Source organism: Devosia sp. Leaf64, from assembly GCF_001421945.1.
In the GTDB taxonomy this organism is placed as follows: domain Bacteria; phylum Pseudomonadota; class Alphaproteobacteria; order Rhizobiales; family Devosiaceae; genus Devosia.
Window position 1 is genome coordinate 1 of sequence record NZ_LMLO01000012.1, and the last position, 1,717, is coordinate 1,717.

At 59.9% G+C, this 1,717-nt stretch carries 1 protein-coding gene; it reads right to left on the reverse strand.

Going from position 1 to position 1,717, the window contains the following annotated elements; genetic code table 11:
• Positions 1-64: 64 nt before the first annotated feature.
• Complete coding sequence (locus ASE94_RS05635) at positions 65-1,426, reverse strand: IS110 family transposase (RefSeq protein WP_062629570.1); 1,362 nt, start codon at positions 1,424-1,426, stop codon at positions 65-67.
• Positions 1,427-1,717 lie beyond the last annotated feature (291 nt).

Sequence of the window (1,717 nt, forward strand, 5' to 3'; positions counted from 1 at the left end):
CTCGGTGCTTCGCCACGAAAGAGAACCTCATATCGAGTCCCTGGCAAAGTAGGCCGCGGCTTTCCTAAGAAACACATTCCCCAGCGGCCGTGGGCTCGAGTTGATAACCTAGAGACCGAGCGCGACGCTGCAGATTGGCAAGAACGCGGCTGCGATGCTTCTCGTCATAGGCGTCCGCACCCGGGTCTTGATAAATCATCCCGTGACGAAGGGCATTGTAGAACAGCACCGCAATCTTGCGGGCCGTCGCCGTCACCGCCTTCTGCTTGCCAATGCGTCCAGCCAAGCGCCGATAAAATGCACCCAGGGCGGTGTCGCTGCGTCCAATGGTAGTTGCTGCCAACCTTAAAAGCGCAGCCGCACGGCTGGAGGATCGGCGGGTGCGGGACGAGAGCAGCTTACCGCCGGAGATCTTGTTTCCAGGCGCCAGGCATAGCCACGAAGTAAAGTGCTTGGCCGTCGGCCAGGCCCGCAAGTCTGTGCCGCACTCGCCGACCAACTTGAGAGCCAACGATGAGCCAAGACCGTGGATCTGCGTCAGGTCGATGCCGACAAGGCCGTATAATGCGGCGCGCACGTCGAAGGACGGCGCATTGACCTGCTTCGTCTTGGTCCGGATCTTTGGCAGGGGCGCGAGCGCGGCATCATGCTCTACGGCCACCGCGGCCATTGCGGCCTCGAGGCGCCGATCGCACTCGAGCATCTTGAGCTGGTAAAAGTCGTAGAGTTCCAGGGACTGGGAGAGTGCAAAAACATGCTCCTCTCGGTCGTTGCCGATCAGGGCGGCTCGTATGGTAGCCGTCGACGAATGGCAGCGAACATCGCGCATTGATGCCAGTACGTCCGGATCCCGCTCACCTGAGACAATCGCCCGTATGATCTTCATCCCGGTCACTCCGGTGATGTCCGACACGACATGGTGCAACTGCAGGTTCATCTCCATCAGCGCCTTCTGCATATGCTGGATGTGGGCGGCGGCATATTCAACTAGACGCTCTCGCTGCCGCAGATAGGCACGAAGCGTTGCCACCGGACCATCGGGGCGGAAGCTTCCGCGCAGCAGGCCATAGGAATGCAATTGGCGAAGCCAGGCCGCATCGCTGACATCGGTCTTGCGGCCCGGGACGTTCTTGGCATATCGCGCATTGACCAGGATCACCTCGAACCCGTGCTGCTCGAGGATCTCAAAGGCGGGGATCCAGTAGACGCCGGTCGACTCCATCGCCACGCTGGTGACGCCGCAGGATTTGAACCAATCTGCGAGATCATGGAGATCGTGGGTAAAGGTGCCGAAAGGGCGTATTGGCGTATCGTTGCTGTCCGGGTTCACGGCAGCCATATGCATCGTAGATCCGATGTCGATCGCCGCCGCTCCGGGATTCATTCGTGTCAGGTTCTGAAGACTGGCAGACTTTGACTTGGGCATGGCTTTTCCTCCTATGGTGATGGAGGGGCTGGGCCGCGCAAGTTCGTCATTTTCCTAACCGGGATCGCCACCGAAATAGCGTCACCACTCTCAAGTGCGCAACAGCCCATGTGCCACGTTTTTTAACGGGGTCGAGAGCCTCCAATAAGCAGTCGGCAACTCCCCTCCGCCGACCACCGTAGCATGCCCTGTTTCTACCGCGCACAGGCGGGCCAAGGCCCTTGATCGTTTTTTAGGATGTCGCGCTCCGCCTTGAGCTTGGCGACCTCTCGCCGCAGCCTCTCGATCTCA

Excerpts from the sequence above, each read along its gene's own strand:
- ASE94_RS05635 (WP_062629570.1), bottom strand. The coding sequence starts at position 1,426 with ATGCCCAAGTCAAAGTCTGCCAGTCTTCAGAACCTGACACGAATGAAT.